This is a genomic window from Parazoarcus sp. PS-13 R2A (assembly GCF_057621855.1).
Genome location: NZ_JBYEXN010000003.1, coordinates 184,025 through 202,488, shown reverse-complemented (window position 1 = coordinate 202,488; position 18,464 = coordinate 184,025). Strand labels below are relative to the sequence as shown.

General features: G+C 61.5%; 18 protein-coding genes and 1 tRNA gene. 8 read left to right on the top strand and 11 right to left on the bottom strand.

Going from position 1 to position 18,464, the window contains the following annotated elements; translation table 11 throughout:
• The first annotated feature begins 102 nt into the window (after positions 1–102).
• The 5 genes from AC22G6_RS04785 (at position 103) to AC22G6_RS04765 (ending at position 3,967) form a co-directional block, all read left to right on the top strand.
• Complete coding sequence (locus AC22G6_RS04785) at positions 103–1,071, top strand: KpsF/GutQ family sugar-phosphate isomerase (protein ID WP_487365835.1); 969 nt, start codon at positions 103–105, stop codon at positions 1,069–1,071.
• A 70-nt stretch (positions 1,072–1,141) separates the two neighbouring features.
• Positions 1,142–1,720, top strand: a complete 579-nt coding sequence (gene lptC / locus AC22G6_RS04780; RefSeq protein ID WP_487365834.1) for an LPS export ABC transporter periplasmic protein LptC — start codon at positions 1,142–1,144, stop codon at positions 1,718–1,720.
• Complete coding sequence (gene lptA, locus AC22G6_RS04775) at positions 1,717–2,253, top strand: lipopolysaccharide transport periplasmic protein LptA (protein WP_487365833.1); 537 nt, start codon at positions 1,717–1,719, stop codon at positions 2,251–2,253. The genes lptC and lptA overlap by 4 nt, the downstream gene beginning before the upstream one ends.
• Positions 2,254–2,285: 32 nt before the next feature.
• Positions 2,286–3,062, top strand: coding sequence for an enoyl-CoA hydratase (locus AC22G6_RS04770; RefSeq protein WP_487365832.1), 777 nt, complete (start codon positions 2,286–2,288; stop codon positions 3,060–3,062).
• Between the two features lie 341 nt (positions 3,063–3,403).
• Entirely contained in the window at positions 3,404–3,967 is a 564-nt protein-coding gene (locus AC22G6_RS04765) for a phasin family protein (protein WP_108951350.1), read from the top strand.
• A gap of 119 nt (positions 3,968–4,086) precedes the next feature.
• Here AC22G6_RS04765 and AC22G6_RS04760 read toward each other — a convergent pair whose 3' ends face one another.
• The 11 genes from AC22G6_RS04760 to AC22G6_RS04710 form a co-directional block, all read right to left on the bottom strand.
• Positions 4,087–4,506 (bottom strand): GFA family protein, encoded by a 420-nt coding sequence (locus tag AC22G6_RS04760; protein ID WP_487365831.1) that lies wholly within the window; start codon positions 4,504–4,506, stop codon positions 4,087–4,089.
• Positions 4,507–4,589: 83 nt separating this feature from the next.
• Positions 4,590–5,369 (bottom strand): lysophospholipid acyltransferase family protein, encoded by a 780-nt coding sequence (locus AC22G6_RS04755; protein WP_487365830.1) that lies wholly within the window; start codon positions 5,367–5,369, stop codon positions 4,590–4,592.
• Between the two features lie 17 nt (positions 5,370–5,386).
• The gene (gene gmhB, locus AC22G6_RS04750) at positions 5,387–5,920 is read right to left on the bottom strand and encodes a D-glycero-beta-D-manno-heptose 1,7-bisphosphate 7-phosphatase (RefSeq protein ID WP_487365829.1); all 534 of its coding nucleotides are present in this window, start codon (positions 5,918–5,920) and stop codon (positions 5,387–5,389) included.
• 58 nt (positions 5,921–5,978) lie between these two features.
• On the bottom strand, positions 5,979–8,072 hold the full coding sequence (glyS, locus tag AC22G6_RS04745) for a glycine--tRNA ligase subunit beta (protein WP_487365828.1): 2,094 nt from the start codon (positions 8,070–8,072) through the stop codon (positions 5,979–5,981).
• Positions 8,072–8,983: a glycine--tRNA ligase subunit alpha gene (gene glyQ / locus AC22G6_RS04740; RefSeq protein ID WP_108949381.1), complete on the bottom strand. Its 912-nt coding sequence runs from the start codon at positions 8,981–8,983 to the stop codon at positions 8,072–8,074. The genes glyS and glyQ overlap by 1 nt, the downstream gene beginning before the upstream one ends.
• A gap of 167 nt (positions 8,984–9,150) precedes the next feature.
• Entirely contained in the window at positions 9,151–10,653 is a 1,503-nt protein-coding gene (gene lnt, locus AC22G6_RS04735) for an apolipoprotein N-acyltransferase (RefSeq protein WP_487365827.1), read from the bottom strand.
• A complete protein-coding gene (locus AC22G6_RS04730) occupies positions 10,653–11,498 on the bottom strand; it encodes a CorC family transporter (protein WP_108949382.1) in 846 nt (281 codons plus the stop codon). The genes lnt and AC22G6_RS04730 overlap by 1 nt, the downstream gene beginning before the upstream one ends.
• A 95-nt stretch (positions 11,499–11,593) precedes the next feature.
• Positions 11,594–12,349 (bottom strand): rRNA maturation RNase YbeY, encoded by a 756-nt coding sequence (gene ybeY / locus AC22G6_RS04725; RefSeq protein ID WP_487365826.1) that lies wholly within the window; start codon positions 12,347–12,349, stop codon positions 11,594–11,596.
• A complete protein-coding gene (locus AC22G6_RS04720; protein ID WP_487365825.1) occupies positions 12,330–13,328 on the bottom strand; it encodes a PhoH family protein in 999 nt (332 codons plus the stop codon). The genes ybeY and AC22G6_RS04720 overlap by 20 nt, the downstream gene beginning before the upstream one ends.
• Positions 13,328–14,677, bottom strand: coding sequence for a tRNA (N6-isopentenyl adenosine(37)-C2)-methylthiotransferase MiaB (gene miaB, locus AC22G6_RS04715; protein WP_487365824.1), 1,350 nt, complete (start codon positions 14,675–14,677; stop codon positions 13,328–13,330). Before miaB ends, AC22G6_RS04720 begins: the two co-directional genes overlap by 1 nt.
• A gap of 10 nt (positions 14,678–14,687) precedes the next feature.
• Positions 14,688–15,170, bottom strand: a complete 483-nt coding sequence (locus AC22G6_RS04710) for a hypothetical protein (RefSeq protein ID WP_487365823.1) — start codon at positions 15,168–15,170, stop codon at positions 14,688–14,690.
• A 49-nt stretch (positions 15,171–15,219) separates the two neighbouring features.
• Between AC22G6_RS04710 and AC22G6_RS04705 the strand changes: the two genes are divergently transcribed.
• From AC22G6_RS04705 to AC22G6_RS04695, 3 genes are all read left to right on the top strand, one after another.
• Positions 15,220–15,296, top strand: a tRNA-Met gene (locus AC22G6_RS04705).
• Between the two features lie 85 nt (positions 15,297–15,381).
• Positions 15,382–16,881: a DUF6538 domain-containing protein gene (locus tag AC22G6_RS04700; RefSeq protein ID WP_487365822.1), complete on the top strand. Its 1,500-nt coding sequence runs from the start codon at positions 15,382–15,384 to the stop codon at positions 16,879–16,881.
• 179 nt (positions 16,882–17,060) lie between these two features.
• Positions 17,061–18,413: a DNA cytosine methyltransferase gene (locus tag AC22G6_RS04695; protein ID WP_487365821.1), complete on the top strand. Its 1,353-nt coding sequence runs from the start codon at positions 17,061–17,063 to the stop codon at positions 18,411–18,413.
• Positions 18,414–18,464 lie beyond the last annotated feature (51 nt).

The window sequence follows — 18,464 nt, the reverse complement described above, 5'->3', positions numbered from 1 at the left end:
GCGGCCAGTCATGCCTGCCGGTTAAGCTCTCCGTCAGGCTCCGCTTTTCTTTCAGTTTAACCGCTTCATCCTATTGTGAAACCAATCGCCCCCGACTCTTCCTTGCTAGAAAGCGCTACCCGTGTCGGCCGCCGGGTGCTTGAGATCGAGGCTGCCGCGGTTGCTGCGCTGGCCGGACGCCTGGGCACCGAGTTTGAACAGGCCGTTGCGCTCATTTTGCAAAGCCCGGGCCGTGTCATCGTCACGGGCATCGGCAAGTCCGGGCACATTGCACGCAAGCTTGCCGCAACGCTCGCGAGCACCGGCACCCCGGCCTACTTCGTGCACGCTGCCGAAGCCGCACACGGCGACCTCGGCATGATCACCGAGGATGACGTCGTGATCGCACTATCGAATTCCGGCGCAAGCGACGAACTGATGATGATCGTGCCCCAGGTCAAGCGCCGCGGCACCAGACTGATTGCCATGACCGGCAAGCCAAACTCGCCGCTCGCCCGCGAAGCCGACATCCATCTCGACGCAGCCGTCAGCGAGGAGGCCTGCTCGCTCAACCTCGCGCCGACCGCCAGCACCACTGCGGCACTCGCGCTGTGCGACGCGCTTGCGGTCGCCCTGCTCGATGCGCGCGGCTTCGGCGAAGAAGACTTTGCCCGCTCCCACCCCGGTGGCAGCCTCGGCCGCCGCCTGCTGACCCACGTTCGCGACGTGATGCGTGCAGCCGACCGGGTCCCGGTCGTTGCCGAAGCGGCACCGCTGAACGAAGCATTGCTGGCAATGACCCGGGGCGGCATGGGCATGACTGCGATCGCATCGGCGGACGGGAAGGTCTCGGGCATTTTCACCGACGGCGATCTGCGTCGTGCGCTCGAGCGTGGCATCGACTTTCGCACCAGCGTGCTGGCCGACGTGATCACCCGCAACCCGCATTCGATCGGCCCTGACGCACTGGCGGCAGAAGCCGCCGAGATGATGGAACGCCTGCGTATCAGCCAGTTGCTGGTCATCGAAGACAGCGGCGCGCTTGCCGGCGCACTCACCACGCACGACCTGATGCAGGCCAAGGTCATCTGATGTCGGGACAGTCTGTGCGAATGCAGTACATTTCCGGCCGCCCCGCTCGCGGCCGCCGCGGGTAAGCGCGATGCAGTCAGCCTATCGCATCTACCCTGTACTTGCGCTTGCACTGCTTGCCGGCGCATCGATCTGGCTTGAGCGCCTGACCCGCGCCCCCGTCGCGGACGTCGCCCCGGCACAGAGCGGCGCACCCGACTTCATCGCCAATCAGACCCGCATTACCGGCTACGGCAAGGACGGCACAGAACGTTACGTGCTGCTGTCCGACCAGCTCACCCACCTGCCGCAATCGGGCGTCACCCAGCTTGATCGCCCACGGCTTGAGATCCTTTCAGGCAGCCGCCGGATGGAGATCACCGCGAATACAGGGGAAGTCTCTGCCGAGGGAGAGCGGGTCGATTTCCACGGCCAGGTCAGGGCCGAGCGCGAGGGCAATCCCGGGCAGGACATGATGCGCTTCGCCTCGGAAAAACTCACCGTCTGGCCCGAAGATCACCGCGCCGAATCCACCGCCCCGGTCAAACTGACCCAGGGGCTCACCACCGCCGAGGCGCTTGGCCTGCGTGCGGACAACCTTTTTGGCACTCTGGACCTGATCGGTCAGGCCCGGGTGAACATCCCCCGACGCCAAGGGAAAAACCCATGAAAACTGCTTTGACCATCTCCCTGCTCGCATTGGCAACGATCTGCATGCCCGCATTTGCCGAACGTGCCGACCGCGAAAAACCTGTCGACATCGAAGCCGACCGTGTCACGGTCGACGACCGCAACAAAGTCCATATCTTCGAGGGTAACGTCGTTCTCACCCAGGGCACGCTGCAGATCAAGGGCGACAAGCTGGTCGTCACGCAGGGCGCCGATGGCTTTCAGAATGGGGTTGCCACGGCGTCCGGTGGAAAGCTGGCTTCTTTCCGGCAGAAACGCGAAGGCAGCGGCGACTATGTCGACGGCGAAGCCGAGCGCATCGAGTACGACAGTCGTGGCGAGAAAGCCAAACTGTTCAAGCGCGCCTACGTTCGCAGCGGTGGAGACGAAGTGCGCGGAGCGTACATCGAGTACGACTCGGTCAGCGAGAACTACCTGGTGACCAATGCGCCGGGCAGCACCGCAAGCCCCGGCCGCGTGCGGGCAACGATTCAACCCAAGGGCGACAACAAGGCAGCACCCGCAACCCAATAAAACAACAATCGCAAACCAGAAAAGGAGAACGCATGAGTTACGAACTGATCATCACCGAGACTCGCGGCCGCGTCGGCCTGATCACGCTCAACCGGCCCAAGGCCCTGAACGCACTCAACGACAGTCTGGTCGATGAGATCGGCCATGCACTCGACGCGTACGAAGCGGACGAAAACATCGGTGCGATCCTGATTACCGGTTCCGATAAAGCATTCGCTGCCGGCGCAGACATTGGCGCCATGGCTGAGTTCTCCTATATGGACGCCTACAAGGGCGACTACATCACGCGCAACTGGGAGCGGGTCAAGACCTGCCGCAAGCCGGTCATCGCGGCGGTTGCTGGTTTCGCGCTTGGCGGCGGATGCGAACTGGCCATGATGTGCGACTTCATCATTGCAGCCGACTCGGCGAAGTTCGGCCAGCCTGAGGTCAAGCTCGGTATCCTTCCGGGCGCCGGGGGAACCCAGCGTCTGCCGCGCGCCGTCAGCAAGGCGAAGGCAATGGACATGTGCCTGACCGCGCGTTTCATGGATGCAGCCGAAGCCGAGCGTGCCGGGCTGGTATCGCGCGTGGTGCCCGCCGACAAACTGCTCGAAGAAGCCTTTGCGGCAGCCGAGACCATCGCCGGATACTCCCTGCCCGTGGTCATGATGATCAAGGAATCGATCAACCGCGCCTTCGAAAGCAGCCTCAACGAAGGCCTGCTGTTCGAGCGCCGCGTCTTCCACTCGTCGTTCGCACTGAACGACCAGAAGGAAGGCATGGCCGCGTTTGTTGCCAAGCGCAAGCCGGTGTTCAAGCACAACTGAACTTCGCTGCGGATGCCGCCGGTGCAATGCCGGCGGCGGCTTCTCCTTGAAGCGGTTTTTCATCGGTTTGAAACACCCTCTGTGCACGATGACGTCAACATGTCTGCAACGACGCTCTGACGCCGTTTCAGCGGCATTCAAGACCTCCCGGCCTGCAAGAAGCATCAGCTAAGCACTTGAATATGCAGCAGGTTAGGAAATGGTGCAGCGCACAAAAAAATAGCTTGACATGCGATCTCGTCTGCCTATAATTCAGACCATGCTGCAACGCAACATCGCGGCAAACCAAAACCCGATGTCTTTGCATAACCGCTTTTTTAGCATTCACCCAGGAGATGACCATGACCGCATTTACCCCCGAGCAGTTCGCCGCCACCAACAAGGCCAACATCGAAACCCTGCTGAGCCTGACCAACAGCGCTTTCGCCAACGCTGAGCGCCTGGCTGCCCTGAACCTGAACACCGCTCGTTCGATCCTCGAAGACAGCGTTGCCAGCACCAAGGCCCTGATGGGCGCCAAGGACCTGCAGGAAGTTCTGTCCCTGCAAAGCTCGCTGGCTCAGCCGCTGGTCGAGAAGGCTGTTGCCTACGCTCGCAGCGTGTATGAAATCGCTTCGCAGAGCCAGGAAGAGCTGTCCAAGGTCGTCGAAGGCCAGGTCGCTGAAATGAACAAGGGCGTTGCCGTTGCTCTGGACAAGGCTGCCAAGTCCGCACCGGCTGGTTCCGACGTTGCCGTGGCTGCTGTCAAGTCCGCCATCGCCGCCGCCAACAGCGCCTACGACAGCTTCAGCAAGGCCGCCAAGCAGGCGACCGAACTGGCCGAAGCCAACGTTGCTGCTGCTACCAGCGCAACCGTGAAGGCCGTGAGCACCACGACCAAGACGGCTGCCAAGAAGGCTGCCTGATCGAATTCAGCCCCGGCTGAATGAAAATGGCCCCGCAGTGCGGGGCCATTTTTTCGTCTACGGCATATCGCGCTCATGGAAGGGCGCAGAGAGTGCGCAGCCAGATGGGCATCCGGCCACTACAACAACTGCTTGAGAGACTCCAGACTGTCGGGGCCACCGTCCAGGCGAACGCAATCGTCTGATTCCTGCTCCCACGCCGCCGCTGAAGCCAGATGAAGGTGCGCAGAGATTCTGGATGCGACCAGTCCTGTGAGCAGGCCGGCTGGAACCCAGAACATCTCCGTACCTCTCAGCGCATTTGGAACGGGGCTGCCACATACCGAACAGAAGTCTGTCCGGTAGCCGCCTGGCTTTTGAAAGGAGCGGATTCTTTCCTGACCGGACACCCAGCGGAAGTGCGCTTGCTGGACAAAAGTAGCGGCATTGGCCGCAGACCCAGTTGCTCGACGACACAGGGAGCAGTGGCATTGATAGAGGTTCGGCAGCGCTCCATCAATTTCGAACCTTACCTCTCCGCACAGGCATTCGCCTTTCATCAAGCCCCCTGATCACTTAACACCGGACCGGATCGTCTGCGCAGGCTCCTGAACCTGGCCAGCGCACTGCGCTCCCGATCTTATCAACCGAGGTCTTCGGACTCGGCAGCCTTGATGTCCGGGCCAACCGCTGCCAGAGCCTCAGCCGTGTAGTGATGCGGAAAGAGCCGCCGCATCTCGCCCTCGATCCAGGCTTCGGCCCGGGTGTTCAGCTCTTCCGTTTTCACACCTTTGACGTCGATCGGAGGCCCGATGCTGACCACGATCTCGCCGGGCTGCTTCAGAAACGCATTGCGCCGCCAGAACTCGCCCGCATTGTGAGCCACCGGCACGATGGGGACCCCGGCGCGCTTTGCCAGCCAGGTTCCGCCGATCTTGTAGCGACGGGTCGTTCCCGGCGCCACGCGCGTGCCTTCGGGAAACACCACGACCCAGAAGCCTTCCTTCAGCCTGGCCCTGCCCTGCTCAACGACTTGAGCGAGCGCATCCTTGCCGGCAGCGCGGTCGATGGCGATACCGGGAATCTGGGCCAGCCCCCAACCGAAAAACGGTACGCGCAGCAACTCACGCTTCAGCACGAAGCACAGGGGCGGAAAGATCACCTGCAGGGCCATGGTTTCCCACGCCGACTGATGCTTGGACAGGATGACGGACGGCCCCGCAGGAATGTTCTCCTTGCCGATCACCCGGTAGCGGATACCGAGCAGGTGCCACACGAACCACATGACCAGCGGCGCCCACGAGGTGATGATCCGGTGCCTGACCCGCGGCGGGAAGGGAAAGGTCAGCACCCCGAAGATCGCATACGGCGGCGTGACGATCGCGAGGACGATCGCAAACAGAAAGGAACGGAGAAAGATCACGATAAAGACCCGCAGGCTCAGGCAGTGAGATCGGCAACAACCGCTGCCAGATCAGGATAGACGAGCGTCCCTTCGGGCAGGGCCGGGTCCTGTTGAGTTCTCGTGCCCTTGCCGGTGAGCACGAGATAGGGTTTGCAGCCGACGGCGATGCCAGCCTGCAGGTCGCGCAGACTGTCGCCGACGACCGGCACGCCCTTGAGGTCGACGTTGAAGCGCTCCGAGACCTGAATCAGCAAGCCAGGCTTCGGTTTGCGACACTCGCAGGTGGAGTCGGCCGAATGCGGACAGAAGAAGATCGCATCGAGCCGGCCACCGACCTGCGCCAGACTCTTCACCATCTTGTCGTTGATTGCATTGAGCGTGTCCATGCCGAACAGCCCGCGCCCGACGCCGGACTGATTGGAGGCCACGACCACCCGCCAGCCCCACTGATTGAGCCGTGCAATGGCTTCCAGCGAGCCGGGAATCGGCTTCCACTCATCGGGAGACTTGATGAACTGGTCGGAGTCCACATTGATGACTCCGTCACGGTCCAGGATGATCAGCTTCATTCACACGCTCCGCACGGGTTGGAGGCGATCCGCACGCAGCGGGCCGCCTCCGGATCGATCAGGCCGACAGACGCGAAAGGTCAGCCACCTGGTTCATCAGGCCAGCAAGCCGCGCCAGCAGGGCGAGCCGGTTCTGCCGCGTCAGGGGCTCTTCGGCCATCACCATCACGCCGTCGAAAAAGGCATCCACCGCATCGCGCAGGCTTGCGAGCTTGAGCAGGGCTTCGGTGTAGTTCTCGTTGGCAACATGAGAGCTGACCAGCGGCGCAATCTCGTTGAGCTGGTGGAAAAGCGCCTTCTCCGCCTCTTCCTGCAGCAAGGCCACGTCAGGCTCGCCGGGCTGCGCTTCGGTCTTCTTCAGGATATTGACGATGCGCTTGTTGGCGGCAGCCAGTGCGGCAGATTCGGGCAGCGCGAGGAAGGCCTCGACCGCGTCGAGCTTGGCCGGCACGAGGTCGATGCGGGCCGGGCGCAGCGCAAGCACTGCGTCGGCGACGGCAGCATCGCGCCCGCCCGCGCCTTCGCGCAGCAGGTTGCGCAGACGCTCGAGCATGAAGTCCTGCAGCTGCGCCTGGAAGCCTTCGGCAGTCAGCACTCCGGGGGCAAACCCGGCGGCGGCGAGTTCGATCAGCTGCGGCAACTGGAGCGGCAGCGGTGCTTCCATCAGGATCCGCAGCACGCCCAGCGCCGTCCGACGCAGCGCGAACGGATCGCGGTCGCCCGTCGGCACCATGCCAATGCCGAAGAATCCCACCAGCGCATCGAGCTTGTCGGCAAGCGCAACCGCACACGCAACGTTGCCGTCCGGCAGCACGTCACCGGCGAAACGCGGCTGATAGTGCGCCTGGATGGCATCCGCCACCACCGCGCTCTCACCGTCATGGCGGGCATAGTAGCGCCCCATCACGCCCTGGAGTTCCGGAAACTCGCCGACCATGTCGGTCACCAGATCGACCTTGGCCAGCAATGCGGCACGTGTCGCTGCCTGGACGTCGGCAGACAGCAGGCCGGCGATATGACCGGCCAGCACGCCGAGCCGTTCGACGCGCTCGAACTGGTTACCCAGCTTGTTGTGGTAAACCACGCTCGCCAGCCGCGGCAGGCGCGACTCGAGGGTCTGCTTCTTGTCCTGTTCAAAGAAGAAGCGCGCATCGGACAGACGCGGACGCACCACGCGCTGATTGCCGATGATGATGTTCGACGGGTCTTCCAGCTGCATGTTCGATACGATCAGGAAGCGGTTCAGCAGCGTCCCGTCGACGTCAAACAGCGGAAAGTACTTCTGGTTCGCGCGCATGGTGAGAATCAGACACTCCTGCGGTACGGCCAGGAATTCAGCCTCGAACTCACCAACGTAGACCGTGGGGTGCTCGACCAGCGCCGCCACTTCGTCGAGCAGATCGGCATATTCGCCGATCGACGCCTGCTGGCGTGCAGCCTCGGCGATCAGCTGGCGTTCGATCTCGCCTCGGCGCCCGGCAAAATCCGGCATCACCTTGCCTTCGGCCAGCAGCGTGGGCTCGTAGGCGTCGGCGGTGGCGATATCGATCTCGCCTCGGCTCATGAAACGGTGACCACGGGTGGTGCGGCCACTGTCGAGATCGAGCACACGCCCCGGCACGACGTCCGCGCCGTGCAGCATTGAGAGCTTGTGCACCGGACGCACGAAGGTCGCATCACCATCCCCCCAGCGCATCACCTTCGGGATGGGCAGCGCCTTGACCGCGTCCTGAACGATGGTCGACAGCACGTCTTCCAGCTTCGCACCCGGCACGGTTGCGGTGTGGAACAGGGCTTCGGCCTTGCCATCGACACGGCGCTCGAAGCCGGCAACCGCATCCAGCGCAATGCCCTTTGCTTCCATCTTCTTGAGCAAGGCCTGCGTGGGCTTGCCTTCGGCATCGAGGGCCACGGACACAGGCATCAGTTTCTCTGTCACGTCCTTTGCCGCAGCGGCAGCGACAACGTCCGCCACGGTCACGGCCAGCCTGCGGGGGCTGGCGAAACTGCGGAAGGTCGCAGTGGCGGGTGCCAGCCCGCGTGCTTTCAGACCCTCGGCAATCTTGGCAGCAAAAGTCTCGCCCAGACGCGGCAGCGCCTTGGGTGGCAATTCTTCGGTCAGAAGTTCGACGAGCAGGGTCGCGCTGGTCATCACGCGGGCTCCTTGTTGTTCAGCATCGGGAAGCCAAGCGCTTCACGGGATTCGTAGTAAGCCTGCGCCACCGCGCGCGACAGGTTGCGGATGCGGCCGATGTAAGCCGCGCGCTCGGTCACCGAGATCGCGCCACGGGCGTCGAGCATGTTGAAGTTGTGCGCCGCCTTGAGCACCATTTCGTAGGCCGGCAGCGCCAGGCCGACTTCCATCAGGCGCTTGGCTTCGGATTCATAGTTGGCAAACAGCGAGAACAGGAACTCGACGTTCGAGTGCTCGAAGTTGTAGGTCGACTGCTCGACCTCGTTCTGGTGGTAGACGTCGCCGTACGTAACCTTGGAACCGTCCGGATACACGGCCCAAACGAGGTCATAGACGTTCTCGACGCCCTGCAGATACATCGCCAGGCGCTCGAGACCATAGGTGATCTCGCCCAGCACCGGCTTGCAGTCGATGCCGCCAACCTGCTGGAAATAGGTGAACTGGGTGACTTCCATGCCATCGAGCCACACTTCCCAGCCCAGACCCCAGGCGCCGAGCGTGGGGTTCTCCCAGTCGTCCTCGACAAAGCGGATGTCGTGCGCGTTGGGATCGATACCGAGCGCACGCAGGGAATCGAGATAGAGCTCCTGGATGTTCAGCGGCGACGGCTTGAGCACCACCTGATACTGGTAGTAGTGCTGCAGACGGTTCGGGTTCTCACCATAGCGGCCATCCTTGGGACGGCGCGAGGGCTGGACATAGGCCGCATTCCACGGCTCGGGGCCGAGTGAGCGCAGAAAGGTGGCGGTGTGCGAGGTGCCGGCACCCACTTCGAGATCGTAGGGTTGCAGCAGCACGCAGCCACGCTCGCCCCAGAACTGCTGGAGCGTCAGGATGACTTGCTGGAAGGTCGGATTCTTGAGTGACATGGTCTCGGGCGGCAGGGCCGCGCAACGAACGCAAAGCACAGGATTTTACTGGCATTCGGCCCCGCGCGGGCAGGCGATCAGCTGCATCGGCTCAATCGCGGTGCGCCAGCGCGCATTTTCAGGGTGTCTGCAATGCCGGCGGCAAGCGCATTGCCAGCGCCGTCAGGCTAGGCGGCAGGCGCCCGCCGTCGCCGCAGCACGGCGATCAGCAGCAGTCCGGCAGCAATTAGCAACACCGGCCAGTTGCCCCAGTGTGCATATGGCGTCATCCCTTTGAAGCCACGCACCTCGGCTTCGAGCACCCCCGCCTCGAAGGCTGGCAACACCGCGTCGACGTGACCATCGGGCTGAATCACGGCAGTCATGCCGGTATTGGTCGAGCGCAGCATCGGGCGTCCGGTCTCGAGCGCGCGGACGCGGGCGATCTGCAGATGCTGGGGCTGCGCCAGCGAATCGCCATACCAGGCAAGATTGGAAATGTTCAGCATCAGCGTAGCTTGCGGCAGGCTGGAGAGCAGCTCCGCCCCGAAGAGATCTTCGTAGCAGATGTTCAAGGCCACGCGCTGCCCAAGCACACTCATCGGCGGCTGCTCGCGGGCACCGCGCGTCTGATCCGACATCGGGATGTCCGCCAGACGGTAGAACCAGCCAAAGAAAGGCGGCGAATATTCGCCGAAGGGCACGAGATGGCGCTTGGCGTAGTGCTGCTGCGGCCCGTTGCCAACGCTGATCGCGGCATTGAAGATCTGCCCGGCATCGTCACGGGAGAACACCCCAAGCACCAGCATGCCGCCACGCTCACTCACCATGCCGCCGAGCAGGTCGAGATAGCCTTCAGGCAGTCGCTCCACCAGTGTCGGCAGGGTGGTCTCCGGCAACACCACGAAATCCGCGCGACTATCGCTCACCAGCCTCAGATTGGTCTGCAACACCTCGGCAAAGTGCCCGGGCGCCCACTTGAGGTCTTGCTCGACATTCGTCTGGATCAGGGCAACCGACAGCGGCTCGCCCTCGGGCTCGGTCCACTCGACGCGGCCAAGTCCGATCGCGAGCACGAACACGCCGGCGATGATCGCAAGCGGTCGCGGCAAGCCCCGCAGCCGGCGCCAGGGTGCAAGCGCAGCCAGGGCCGCAACGAAGGCGACCGCGCCGCCGACGCCGTACACGCCGATCACCGGCAGATAGGCAGCCAGCGGGCTGGGCGGGGTCTGCGAATAACCGGTGGCAAGCCAGGGGAAGCCGGTGAAGACAACGCCCCGCAGCCACTCGGCGAGAATCCACAAGGCCGCGAACAACACCCCCCTCCAGACCAGACCGCCTGACTTGAGGCGCACATAGAGCGCACCGGCCAGCGCCGGATAGAGCGCGAGGTAAAGGCAGAACAGCAGAATGGCGAACGCCGCGAGCGGCATGGGCATGCCACCGAAACGGTTGAGCGCAACGTAGAGCCAGGACACGCCGGCCAGGAAAGCACCCAGCCCCCATCCGAGCCCGCACATGAATCCCGCCCGGGCATCGGGGGCGCGCTCAAGAAGGAAGGCCAGCGCGCCCACACCGAGAAATACGAGCACGAACCAGCCGAAGGGCGCGAAGCCGAGCACCGACACGCCACCAGCCAGCAACGCCGGCAGGAAAACCGGCGTCAGCCGGCCCCGCAACAGCGCGATCATCAGTCGCCGCTGACTTCGGATACGACCGGCACCCGCTCCACCACGAGGGTGTGCACTCGGCGACTGTCTGCGCGGAGCACCTGGATTTTCAGCCCCTCAAGCACCACGGCCTCGCCACGCTTGGGCAGGCGACCGAACTGACGAATGACCAGGCCACCGACGGTGTCGACTTCCTCATCGCTGAAATGAGTCGCAAACGCCGCGTTGAAGTCCTCGATCTCGGTGGTTGCCTTGACGCGGTAGCGCCCGCTCTGGTCGAGGCGGATGTTGTCGCCGATCTCGTCGAAATCGTACTCGTCCTCGATGTCGCCGACGATCTGCTCGAGCACATCCTCGATGGTCACGAGGCCGGCAACGCCACCGTACTCGTCGACAACGATGGCCATGTGATTGCGGCTGACCCGGAAGTCGCGCAGCAGCACGTTGAGGCGCTTGGATTCGGGCACGAACACCGCTGGACGCAGCATGTCGCGCAGATCGAACTCGCGACCGGCAAAGTAACGCAGCAAGTCCTTTGCCAGCAGGATGCCCGATACATCGTCCTTGCTCTCCCCGATTGCAGGGAAGCGCGAGTGGGCAGTGTCGACGACAAAGGCGGCGATCTTGTCCATCGGATCGTCGACATGCACGACGTCCATCTGGGCACGGGGAATCATCACGTCACGCACCTGCATGTCCGACATCTGCAGGGCGCCCTCGATGATCGAAAGGGCATCGGCATCGAGCAGATTGCGATCGAATGCCGAGTGAAGTAGCGCGAGAAGCTCATCGCGATCTTCCGGCTCGCGCGAAAGAAGGGCCGAAAGTCGCTCGATTAGCGAGGGTTTACTAGGGCTACTGTCCATTTTAGTGATGGGTAAGGAATAAGGAGTGAGCAATTACAAGCACGAACCATGCATGCAATCACCCACGCCTTACGCCTCACCCCGAGGCGTTGCCCTCATGCATATGGGTCAGCATAGCCGAGGGTACGCAGAATGTCGCGCTCGCGCGCTTCCATGACGCTCGCCTCAGCCTCCACTTCATGGTCATAGCCCTGCATGTGCAGCATGCCATGCACCACCAGATGGGCAAAGTGCGCATCGAGCGACTTGCCCTGCTCACCCGCTTCGCGCACCACAACCGGCACGCACAGGACGAGATCGCCCATCAAGGGTGCGCCCTCGACCTGCGGCATGTCCGACTCCTCGCCGTAGGCAAAGGTCAGCACATTGGTCGCATAGTCCTTGCCACGGTAGTTGCGGTTGAGCTCCCGGCCTTCCGCTTCGCCCACGAGACGCACGGTAACCTCGACATCCCGCTGCAGCGCAGCCTGAGCCCAGCGCCGGATCTGGTGCTTCTTGGGCGCACTGATCCGGTCGCTGCCTTCCAGCGCCTTCTGCACCGTCAGATTCAGCATCGGCGGCGCTACGGTTTCCGGCAGATCGATCGAATCGACCTCGATCATGTCGTGATGCACGTCCACGCGCAGGGTCAGCACGTTACAGGCGGCCGGTTGCACGCTGATGACGGGGACATCGGCCTCATTTACCGTGTCCGCCTCGACCTCGATGTCTCCCCACGCCTTGCTGGGAAAGGACAGCAGCAGGCGGCGGCCATCGCTGAACTCAACCTCAAGGCGCTCGGCCTTGACACGGCTCGAGCGCCCCTCGCTGTCGATGGCAATGATCTTGGGGCTATTCGCCTGCCTGGGCATGACTCACTTCCTTTGCTTTTGCTGTAGCAGCACGCGCAACGCGCGCCGTCTGCTTGTCGTAGGCTTCAACGATGCGGGCCACCAGGGGGTGACGCACCACATCTTCTTTCTGAAATTCGGTAAAGGCCAGTCCGCGCACCTTGCCAAGCACTTCGCGTGCCTCAAGCAGGCCGCTGCGGTTGCCTCGCGGCAAATCGATCTGGGTGAGGTCGCCGGTAACGACGGCCTTGGCACCGAATCCGATCCGGGTCAGGAACATCTTCATCTGCTCGGGCGTCGTGTTCTGTGCTTCATCGAGAATGATGAACGCGTTGTTCAGCGTGCGCCCGCGCATGAAGGCAAGCGGTGCGATCTCGAGCGTACCGCGCTCGAAGAGCTTGGTGACCCGCTCCACCCCCATCAGTTCATACAGGGCGTCGTACAGCGGTCGCAGATAGGGGTCGACCTTCTGCGCCAGATCGCCCGGCAGAAAGCCAAGGCGCTCGCCCGCCTCGACCGCAGGCCGGGTCAGCAGGATGCGCTCGACCAGGTCGCGCTCCAGTGCATCGACCGCACTCGCGACCGCGAGATAGGTCTTGCCAGTACCGGCGGGGCCGATGCCGAAGGTGATGTCATGCTCCTGGATGTTACGCAGGTATTCGACCTGACGCGGCGTGCGCCCGTGCAGATCGTGCTTGCGCGTCATCAGCACCGGCGCCGATTTCACGGCATCCGCATGGGTGCCGATCTCGATCAGCGCAAGCTGCAGATCGGCGGGCGACAGGTGCTCGTCGGCCCCGGCATAGAACTGCTTCAGCGCCTGCTCGGCGAGCCGCGTCTTGGTCAGCGCCCCCTGCAGCGAGAAGCGCTCGCCACGGCGGGAAATGGTGATGTCGAATGCAGCTTCGATCTGGCGCAGATTCTCGTCGAGCGTGCCGCACAGATTGGCGAGCCGGGCATTGTCGACCGGCTCGAAGGACAGTTCGATACTGCGCGCCATCAGGACTCCCGCGTCACGATTTCGCCACGCAGGCTGTGCGGCAGCGCAGACGTGATCCGGACATCGATGAACTGGTTGATCAACCGGGTCCGGTTGGGCGAGCTTGCCACAAAGTTGACCACGCGGTTGTTATCGGTGCGCCCTGCAAGCTCGTCCGGATCCTTGCGCGAAGGCCCTTCGACGAGGATGCGCTGCACGGTTCCCACCATGGCCTGACTGATGACCTGCGCCTGCTCGTCGATCCGCTTCTGCAGCCGCGCCAGCCAGCGCAACTTGGTCTCCTGCGGTACCGGATCTTCAAGATCCGCCGCAGGCGTACCCGGACGCGAACTATACACAAAGCTGAAGGACGAATCGAAGCCCACCTCGTCAATCAGCTTCATGGTCTTCTCGAAGTCCTCTTCGGTCTCACCGGGGAAGCCCACGATGAAGTCCGACGACAGCGACAGGTCGGGCCGCGCAGCGCGCAGCTTCTTCACCACCGACTTGAATTCGAGCACGGTGTAACCACGCTTCATGGCCGCCAGCACGCGATCGGAACCGGACTGCACGGGCAGATGGAGATGGGACACCAGCTTGGGGATGTTCATGTAGGCATCGAACACCCGCTGCGACATCTCGCGCGGATGCGAGGTCGTGTAGCGGATACGCTCGATGCCGGGGATGTCGGCCACACACTCCAGCAGGAAGGCAAAATCACCCTCCTCGCCGCCTTGGCGCACGATCTCGCCGCGCCAGGCATTCACGTTCTGCCCCAGCAGGGTCACTTCCTTCACCCCTTGCGCCGCCAGTCCTGCGACCTCAGCCAGGACATCATCGAGCGGGCGGGACACCTCCTCGCCACGTGTGTAAGGCACCACGCAGAAAGTACAGTACTTGGAGCACCCCTCCATGATCGACACGAAGGCACTCGCGCCCTCAACCCGCGCCGGCGGCATGGCGTCGAACTTCTCGATCTCGGGGAAAGAGATATCCACCTGCGAGCGACCGCTCTTGCGCCGGGCCTCGATCAGCGCCGGCAGACGATGCAGGGTCTGGGGGCCGAACACCACGTCCACGTAGGGCGCGCGCTTAACGATCGCCTCGCCTTCCTGGCTCGCCACGCAACCACCCACACCAATGATCAGATCCGGATTCTGCTGCTTGAGCAGACGCACCCGACCAAGGTCGTGAAACACCCGCTCCTGCGCCTTCTCGCGTACCGAACAGGTGTTGAACAGGATGATGTCCGCTTCTTCGGGGTTCTCGGTCTTGGTCAGACCGTCTTTCGCACCAAGTACGTCCGCCATCTTGTCGGAGTCGTACTCGTTCATCTGGCACCCGAAGGTGCGGATGTAGAGTTTCTTCATTGAGGGGTGTTCACTGCTTGGGGTCGGGCGCAGCGATTTCCTCGGGCGTGAGAATCCACACCCGATGAACCTGGCCAATATTATCGATCAGCACTCGAACCATATGCTCTCCGTTCACGTAGGAGGGCAATACGATACGGTTGTGGGTGTCACGAATCTGTGCACCGGGACTGAGCAGGAAGACATCGCCATCCACACTCACCTTCCCGACCGCGACAAAGGTCATTTCCACCTTCTTGGCACCAGCGGGAAACGGCCGCAGCCCAGCGGCGAGCGCAAGCTGAGAACTCAGGCAGGCCAAAACGAGGCACAAAACGAGACGGAGGTCGCGCACGATTTCCCGGCAATGCCGATGGAGGATATCAAGGCTCTGGATGATCTCCGATCGCCCCCGTCCTGTCAATGCAAACCCCTTATAAATCAAGCCCTCCAGCCCGGACGCCAGCAAAACCCCAGCCTCGCCGCGCACAGCGCACCTGAAAATTCCCTTCAACAGGATATTGACGCACACAGGTTGAACGGCTATATTGCTGCGCTCTGTTGGTGATGTAGCTCAGACGGTTAGAGCGATGGATTCATAACCCATAGGTCGGCAGTTCGATTCTGCCCATCACCACCAAAAATACTCAAGGCCGTTGATCCGCAAGGTTCAGCGGCCTTTTCTCTTTCAGGAAGCCGTCCGGTGCTGCACAAAGGTGCTACACATGGCCAGAGACTTCCTAACCCGATCCAGGCACGGCACTATCTATTATTTTCGCCGTCGGGTGCCCGATGATTTACTCACTGCGGTTGAACAGCCTTTTTTGATCCGCTCTCTCGGGACCAGTGAGCGCAGTCAGGCTATCATCTTGGCCCGTGCTTACGCGGCACAGACCGATATTGCTTTTGCCCAACTTCGCACCATGACTGACAAGAAGCTCACAGCCCAGGAACTTCTCGACAACTTCGCCAAGCTACCCGACTGCCGAGAACGAATCAGACGGGCCGGAATGCAGCTTCGACTTGCAGAGTCAGAGCGCGATAATGACAGGCTCGAACGCGAGATCGCAGAGGGGCTATATCAGCAGCAGGAGCAGCAAAAGCGCCATGCGCGTGACTTGGAAGTTGCGATCATGGTAGGAGCAGCCAGATCAACCCCGCCAGCCCCTCCGAGCACCACCCCGAGCATTTCAGCCGATGAATTATTCGAGGACTTCTTGCGAGAAGGCGTCGGATCAGGGCGCTGGAAAGACGCCAAAACCGCCAGAACTCGGGACTATGGGCCAATCTGGAGAAGGTTCGCTGCCCATGCAGGCAAGCACGACTTGACGGTTGCAGCCGCAAAAGCCTATCGGGCAGAAGTCATGGGGCGTGAGCAGGACAGCCCCGAAACGAAGAACCGAAATCTATACCGGGTTAGCGCTGTGATCGCTCACGGAGTTAATCACCACGACCTCGACGCAAAGATGCTGCCCCACTTGAAGGCCGCCAAAGGTAAGCGGAGTGGTGGTAGCAAGGTGAAGAGTTACCTTCCTTTCACGGACGACGAGCTGAGGCTGCTATTCCACTCAGAGTTCTATCGGGAGAATTCATTTAAGAAGGCTTCGCAGTTCTGGTTGCCCATGCTCGGCCTCTATACAGGCGCACGCCTGGAGGAACTGGCCGGGCTGCACCTTGCATCGTTCTCGACGGTTCATAGCCACCACTCCATGCGGCTGTCAGACCACGACACCACTGACGAGGGCAAGAACGAACACGCCCCGCGGGAGGTGCCAATTCACCCCGAGCTAATCAGGGCAGGTCTGCTTGATTACGTTGAATTGCTGCGTGCTGAAGGACACGAGCGGCTATTTCCAGAGATAGGTGCTGCTGCCCGTGACGGCTTCGCCAAGCGTGCCACGACTGATTTCACGGACTACCGGCGATCAGTTGGCGTAGGCAAGGATGAAGGGGAGCGTTCTCGAAAAGTTTTCCATTCGTTCCGTTCAACCCTGGCCGGCAAGTTGTTCCCCTTGACGGGTGATGCCGACCTACGTCGTCGCTTGCTTGGACATGCAGCAAAGGACGTTCATGCTGGCACCTACCTAGGTGCGATAGACATCCCGATGGAGCGTGCAACAGAGGTAATGTCCCGCGTGTCGTTCGGGCTTCAACACCCGGAGTTCAAGGACACGACCGCTTACAAGAAAGCCAGGAACCGCAAACCACGCTCCCTGAAGCCCTGAGAGGCTGCCAGGGCCTCACAATCACGCTCTATGCAGCTTTCTCGGAACTGGGTATAGCCACCCATTACCTGGGCTATTCACGGGCTCTGCGGCCCTAACAAAGAATCGGAAGTGCTTAGCTCCGATACGTTACGATTGCACGTTGAGTTGTCGACGATCCTAGCTGGCGCACGTTGGTCATGGACATGAAACAGAAATACAAAGTTATCTCCTTATTCTCAGGCGGCATGGGTCTTGACCTTGGCCTAGATAGCACAGGCCGTTACGAGATCGTTGCGTGCGCAGAGAAGGAGCGCGTTTTTTGCGACACGATCAGAAAGAACGTTGCCGCAGGACGGGTGAATCCCAACCTTCAAGTTTTCGAGGGTGACATTACCGACCTGGCCCCATCAGAGGTATTGAATGCGCTTAGCCTAAAACCGGGGGAGGTTGATCTGTTGGTGGGCGGCCCACCGTGCCAATCTTTTAGCACCGCCGGGAAGCGAGGAACGGTCCAAGACCCCAGAGGGACATTGCTCTGGCAATACCTTCGTTTCGTTGAACACATCCAGCCCAAATTCTTTTTGATGGAGAACGTTAGAGGGCTTATCTCTGCCGCGTTACAGCATCGCCCTATTGCCGAGCGGCCAGAAAATGGTGGGCCACCACTAAGCGCTGATGAAGAGCCTGGCTCCGTGGTCCGACGCTTTTCCGAAGATTTGCAGGCGATACCTGGAGCAGCTTACCACCTTGATGTATTCGAGGTGAATTCAGTCAATTATGGTGCGCCTCAAATTCGTGAGCGAGTGATCTTCATCGGCAATCGCTACAACGAACAGGTGGATTTTCCCAATCCAACCCATGGCCCTGTCGAATCAGTGAAGCCACAGGCTGATTTGTTCCAGAGCGCGGCAATACATCCCTGGAGAACTCTTCGTGATGCTATTGGCGATTTACAGGAAGCCGATCCTGTCGTTCTGGATTTCAGCCCTCGGAAAAAGAGTTTTCTGTCACTCATCCCGCAGGGGTCAAATTGGAGAAGTTTGCCTGTCGAGTTGCAGCAGGAGTCAATGGGAAAGGCATGGCACGCCAAAGGCGGGCGCTCTGGCTGGTGGCGTCGGCTGACCTTCGATCTGCCATGTCCTACGTTAGTCACAATGCCGAATCACGCCAGCACTTCGCTCTGCCACCCGGTTGAAACACGAGCGTTGAGCCTGCGCGAATACGGCCGAATTCAAGAGTTTCCTGATGACTGGGAGTTCTCAGGGACGGTTTCCGAAAAATACCGCCAGGTTGGGAACGCGGTTCCGACTCGCTTGGGCAAAGTTGCCGGTGATGTCATCGCATCACATTTAGATGTCGTGAAGGCGCGGGACTGGAAAAAACTTGACGTCGCCCCTGATGCATTCAGAATAGTCTATATTCAGTCGCATGTGAGAACCCGTCAGTGGTTCAAGGGCGGGAAGGCTATTGTCTGGGAGGACGGTGGCGACAGCGATGAGGCCGCATACGCCCACAGAAAAACACAACGAAAATCGCGCAAAATCGCGTAGAAGGAATTGGTGATGGCGAGAGGTCACGCAGGGTTACCACGTGCGGTTCCA

What these genes read in the sequence shown, in the direction of transcription:
- AC22G6_RS04765 (WP_108951350.1), top strand. Translation starts at nt 3,404, where the DNA reads ATGACCGCATTTACCCCCGAGCAGTTCGCCGCCACCAACAAGGCCAAC.
- gmhB (WP_487365829.1), bottom strand. Translation starts at nt 5,920, where the DNA reads ATGAAGCTGATCATCCTGGACCGTGACGGAGTCATCAATGTGGACTCC.
- ybeY (WP_487365826.1), bottom strand. Translation starts at nt 12,349, where the DNA reads ATGCCCAGGCAGGCGAATAGCCCCAAGATCATTGCCATCGACAGCGAG.
- AC22G6_RS04720 (WP_487365825.1), bottom strand. Translation starts at nt 13,328, where the DNA reads ATGGCGCGCAGTATCGAACTGTCCTTCGAGCCGGTCGACAATGCCCGG.
- miaB (WP_487365824.1), bottom strand. Translation starts at nt 14,677, where the DNA reads ATGAAGAAACTCTACATCCGCACCTTCGGGTGCCAGATGAACGAGTAC.
- lnt (WP_487365827.1), bottom strand. Translation starts at nt 10,653, where the DNA reads ATGATCGCGCTGTTGCGGGGCCGGCTGACGCCGGTTTTCCTGCCGGCG.
- lptC (WP_487365834.1), top strand. Translation starts at nt 1,142, where the DNA reads ATGCAGTCAGCCTATCGCATCTACCCTGTACTTGCGCTTGCACTGCTT.
- AC22G6_RS04770 (WP_487365832.1), top strand. Translation starts at nt 2,286, where the DNA reads ATGAGTTACGAACTGATCATCACCGAGACTCGCGGCCGCGTCGGCCTG.
- AC22G6_RS04695 (WP_487365821.1), top strand. Translation starts at nt 17,061, where the DNA reads ATGGACATGAAACAGAAATACAAAGTTATCTCCTTATTCTCAGGCGGC.
- AC22G6_RS04700 (WP_487365822.1), top strand. Translation starts at nt 15,382, where the DNA reads ATGGCCAGAGACTTCCTAACCCGATCCAGGCACGGCACTATCTATTAT.
- lptA (WP_487365833.1), top strand. Translation starts at nt 1,717, where the DNA reads ATGAAAACTGCTTTGACCATCTCCCTGCTCGCATTGGCAACGATCTGC.
- glyS (WP_487365828.1), bottom strand. Translation starts at nt 8,072, where the DNA reads ATGACCAGCGCGACCCTGCTCGTCGAACTTCTGACCGAAGAATTGCCA.
- glyQ (WP_108949381.1), bottom strand. Translation starts at nt 8,983, where the DNA reads ATGTCACTCAAGAATCCGACCTTCCAGCAAGTCATCCTGACGCTCCAG.
- AC22G6_RS04730 (WP_108949382.1), bottom strand. Translation starts at nt 11,498, where the DNA reads ATGGACAGTAGCCCTAGTAAACCCTCGCTAATCGAGCGACTTTCGGCC.
- AC22G6_RS04760 (WP_487365831.1), bottom strand. Translation starts at nt 4,506, where the DNA reads ATGAAAGGCGAATGCCTGTGCGGAGAGGTAAGGTTCGAAATTGATGGA.